The 4,370-nt window shown below is 49.1% G+C and carries 3 protein-coding genes and 1 pseudogene; 3 read left to right on the top strand and 1 reads right to left on the bottom strand.

The window, feature by feature from the left end:
• The first annotated feature begins 107 nt into the window (after positions 1 to 107).
• The gene (locus BOW51_RS07865; protein WP_078477206.1) at positions 108 to 1,610 is read left to right on the top strand and encodes a class I SAM-dependent DNA methyltransferase; all 1,503 of its coding nucleotides are present in this window, start codon (positions 108 to 110) and stop codon (positions 1,608 to 1,610) included.
• The gene (locus BOW51_RS11675) at positions 1,610 to 2,416 is read left to right on the top strand and encodes a restriction endonuclease subunit S (RefSeq protein WP_078477205.1); all 807 of its coding nucleotides are present in this window, start codon (positions 1,610 to 1,612) and stop codon (positions 2,414 to 2,416) included. Before BOW51_RS07865 ends, BOW51_RS11675 begins: the two co-directional genes overlap by 1 nt.
• A gap of 625 nt (positions 2,417 to 3,041) precedes the next feature.
• Here the strand turns inward: BOW51_RS11675 and BOW51_RS11935 are convergent.
• Positions 3,042 to 3,170 (bottom strand): annotated as a pseudogene (locus BOW51_RS11935) (DUF6538 domain-containing protein); the annotation flags it as partial.
• 487 nt (positions 3,171 to 3,657) lie between these two features.
• On the opposite strand from BOW51_RS11935, the gene BOW51_RS07850 reads away from it, so the two are divergent.
• Positions 3,658 to 4,370, top strand: a 713-nt coding sequence (locus tag BOW51_RS07850) for a glucokinase (protein ID WP_078477203.1), incomplete at its 3' end; no start/stop codon positions are given.

Raw genomic sequence — 4,370 nt, 5'->3', positions numbered from 1 at the left:
AGGAGTTGTTTTGCTTGGAAGCCAACGAGCTGTCGAGCAAAGCAACGGACGCAGGACGTCCGGGGCAATAAAGGCTGTCGAAGATCGAGTGTAAAAGGGAGACTTGGATGTCCCGTTTTGCATCACGAGATCAAAGACACGCTTGGCCTGTCCTTGGCCTCATCTTCCTGCGTTACGCCGAGAAGAAGTATGCCGATGCTGAGAAGGAGATTGGAGCTATCGGTACAGGTGGTCGCCGTAAAATCAGTAAGGCTGACTATGAGGCTGCTGGAGTCATCTTTCTCCCTGAGCTTGCTCGCTTCTCCCATCTTCAATCCCTGACAGAAGGCGATAACACCGGGAAAGCCATCAACGTGGCAATGAAGGCCGTAGAAGAAGAGAATAAAGACCTCAGAGGTGCACTTCCCCACAACTACACAGAAATCGAAAACTGGGTACTGGTCGAACTTCTGAAGATACTCGCTCCTGTGGAACTCACAGGCGACGCTTTCGGCAAGGTTTATGAGTACTTCCTCGGTCAATTCGCCCTCAAAGAAGGCCAGAAAGGTGGTGTTTTCTACACGCCAGAATCTATCGTAAAACTCATCGTAGAGATCATCGAGCCATACCATGGGCGTATCTATGATCCAGCCTGTGGCTCTGGCGGTATGTTTGTTCATTCAGCAAACTTTGTTGAAAGGCACAATAAGTCCGCGATGAGTGAGATAGCTGTCTTCGGGACTGAGAAAGATCAGACGACAGTTAATCTAAACAGGATGAACCTGGCAGTGCATGGACTGTCTGGTGATGTTCGGATTGCCAATACATACTACGAAGACCCATTCGAGGCTGTTGATAATGTCGGCGGTCGCTTTGATTTTGTTATGGCCAATCCTCCATTCAATGTCTCGGGAGTGGACAAAGAGCGTCTTGAGGGTGATCTCCGCTTTCCCTTTGGGATGCCTCGAAATGACAATGCCAATTATCTTTGGATACAGCTCTTCTATTCAGCATTAAAACAAGAAGGCCGCGCTGGATTTGTCATGGCCAACTCTGCTGGTGATGCTCGTGGTAGTGAGCAGCTTATCCGTCAGAAGATCATTGAGAGTGGTGCAGTAGATGTCATTGTCTCGGTTGGCGCTAATTTCTTCTATACGGTTACCTTGCCTTGTACTCTCTGGTTCTTCGATAAAGGGAAAGTGGGAACTGAGAACGAGGACAAGGTTCTATTTATTGATGCGCGACATATCTTCCATCAGATCGACAGGGCGCACCGAGACTTCACGCCTCAGCAGATAGAGTTCATTGCGGATGTCGTGAGGCTGTATCGAGGCGAAGATATTGAAGACGCTCATGGAAGCTCTGAGCTGCTCTCTGAGAAGGGATTGGGCGATGGGTATGCTGATGTCCTTGGGCTATGCAAAGTAGCCTTGCGTGAAGATATAGAAGCACAAGGATGGAGTCTCAACCCTGGTCGCTATATCGGAGTAGTCGAAAGAGATGAAGAAGATGTCGATTTTACTGAGCGGTTAGAGGAGTTGAATGAGGAGCTGGAGGTTCTGAATTCGGAGGCGAGGGAGTTGGAAGGGCAAATAGCTGAAAATGTTATTTCACTACTGGAGCTACAGTAATGGAAATGAAGCAGATTCAAGATCTGTGCTCACTCATATCCAGTGGCGGTACTCCTTCAAGAAAACATCCTGAATACTACGCTACAGATGAATCAGGACATCTCTGGGTTAAGTCAAAAGAGCTGCTCGACAGGGCAATTTCTGTCACAGAAGAAACTATCTCGGATGAAGGGCTGAAGAAGTCATCTGCAAAGTACTATCCAGCCAACACTGTACTGCTTGCGATGTATGGCGCAAATGTTGGTCAGCTTGGCTGGTTGAAACGACCGGCAACCGTTAACCAAGCAGTGTGCGGTATGGTTGTAGATGAGGAGGTAGCCGATCACCATTACGTTGATTATGCATTGCTGCATACAAGGGATGGCCTGTCTGCAAAAGCTCAAGGTGCTGCACAACAGAATTTAAATCAGAGTCTCATTCGTGAATATAAGATTCCTGCTCCGTCACTCCAAATCCAACGTCGCATAGCCTCCATTGTAACCACCTACGACGACCTGATCGAGAACAGCACGCGCCGCATTGCTCTCCTTGAAGAGATGGCTCGGCGGCTGTACGAGGAGTGGTTCGTGAAGTTCCGCTTTCCTGGGCATGAGGATGTGATGTTTAGGGAGACAGAGTTAGGGAAAGTACCGGAAACATGGGGAATTGTGAGTCTCGATCAAGCAATTGGTTTTAATCCAAGGACGGTAGTCCCAAGAGAAGACGAAAAGCTTTTTGTTCCGATGAGTGCGTTGTCAGAAATAAACATGACGATAAGCGGTCTACAGGTAAAGACTGGAAATAGCGGAGCTTTCTGTGTTCCTTAATGCCCTTCAGGAGTACGACTAAATCCTCCTTGCTCCACTCGTGCCGCTCTTCTTTCTTCTCGCCCCTGATTGGTTTTCTAATTCGTAGGGCATGGAAGGGGTTGCTTTCTGAGTAACCGCTATCTACTGCCCAGTTGAAGAATGTGCTGATATGGGAGAGTGTGTTGTTCTGTGTTGTAATTGATTTATCCGAGGTCATTAACCTCTCATCTCGATACTTGCTAGCATCCCTTCGTGTGATGGAATCAAGAGGCTTGAATGATCCGCCAGGTAACCAAGCCATAAATGCTGTGACGTACCTTTTACGGGCATCAACCGTTGAAGGAGGGCTGCGCGTGGCGAGCCCCTTTAGATGTGCTTTGAGAGCTTCTGAGAGCGTGTCAGAGCCATCTTCTATGGCTGGGTCTTCCAGTACCTTGTAGGCGTGTCTGAGAGCAGCATTCGCTTCCTCATCATTAGTATTGGATTTGTCCCATATCTCTGGATTGTGGCTATCTAGAAATTCCTCAAAACCAAGGCGTGTCTTCTCTGAAATAGTCCCAGCTTCAACCATCGCTCGGTACGCAGTAGCAGCTTTCCTGATCTCAGATGCGAGCGTCCCTTCGCCCTCAGCCTTTAGCTCGGCAAATTGTTTCTTCCACTTGGCGATGTAGACATGTTTCTTTACATTAGCTTCATGCACATCACGAGTCTGTAAGGATTTGAGTCTTTCCTTCCTATTATCAAAGAGATGCTGAAGCTGTTCGGGAATTCTGAGTCTGACATACCGCGCCTCTGAAGGTGGCTTTTATCCATTGCTGAGAGTGCCTTGTGTACCTAGTATGAGGCTAGAAATGGCTTAACACAAGGCTATCAAGGGTTGCGGGGGAGATCGACTACTTGCCCCATCATCCACCCCATATTGCATAACCCCTTGCTGGTCACTCGGCAAGGGGTTTTCTTTTATATACAGGATGTATGGTATGGCAGGGATTTCTCCAGGAAATCTCCTGCACTCCCCACGTCCATGTGGGTCGCCGGGTGACATGGATGTCATGGAGCGGCGATTAATCAACAACTCGCGATGTATCAATATGCTAAGTTGTAGCATAAGTATTGTTCATGCAGATTGTCATCATATTGCAGTCATAATCAGCGATACTGTTCAAGATGTGTAGCACAGGAAAAATTGATGCATGAGTTCCCAGTCAAATGCCGGGTGAATCCGGGGTCCGGTAGTGAGTTGGCCGGGTAGAGAAGTCATGCCATCTTCACACACCTATCTTGCAGGCGATATCGGCGGAACGAAGAGCTGGATGGCGCTTGTCTCCGTGTCACCGGATGGCGGGTGGCAGATTGAATACAGTTACAAATATCCCAACACGCAGTTTCAAAACGTACAGCAGTTGATCGAGACCTGTCTTGATGATGCAGGTACCGATGCGAGCCAGGTTGCCGGGCTCTCTCTTGCCGCTGCAGGTCCTGTGGCTAACGGCTATTGCCGTATGACCAATCTCGACTGGGAGATTGATTCTGCGCAGATTAAAAATCATTTTGACTTTTGTCACGTCACTCTCATTAATGACTTTCACGCTGTCGCGCAGGGGGTTACTCTTGTAGACGATGAAGAGTTGTTGGCGCTAAATCAGGTTGTTCCTGACAGTAATGGCCTGAAGGTAGTGACGGGCGCTGGCACAGGCTTGGGTCTCGCCTGGCTTCAGCACGGAAGTGCGCAGGCAACCGAGGGCAGCCATGCCGGTTTTGCCCCGGCAGATGAAGAGCAGAATAAATTGTTGCAGGAATTGTGCAGCAGTGGGTCTTTTGTCAGCTGGGAAGAACTGCTTTGTGGCACGGGCTTAGAGCGACTCTATCACTTCGTGTCGGGCGGCAAGAGATTGCCCGCAGCGGAGGTCACGGCGGCGGCTGAACAAGGTGACGAATCGGCAAGCGCTGCGGTGAGTCTTTTCTGGAGAAT

Origin of the sequence: Solemya elarraichensis gill symbiont, from assembly GCF_002021095.1 — a bacterium.
Lineage (GTDB): Bacteria > Pseudomonadota > Gammaproteobacteria > Chromatiales > Chromatiaceae.
This window is presented reverse-complemented; position numbering and strand designations above follow the sequence as displayed.

Bases quoted from the DNA above. Each gene is read 5' to 3' on its own strand.
- BOW51_RS07865 (WP_078477206.1), top strand. From the start codon at position 108: ATGTCCCGTTTTGCATCACGAGATCAAAGACACGCTTGGCCTGTCCTT.
- BOW51_RS11675 (WP_078477205.1), top strand. From the start codon at position 1,610: ATGGAAATGAAGCAGATTCAAGATCTGTGCTCACTCATATCCAGTGGC.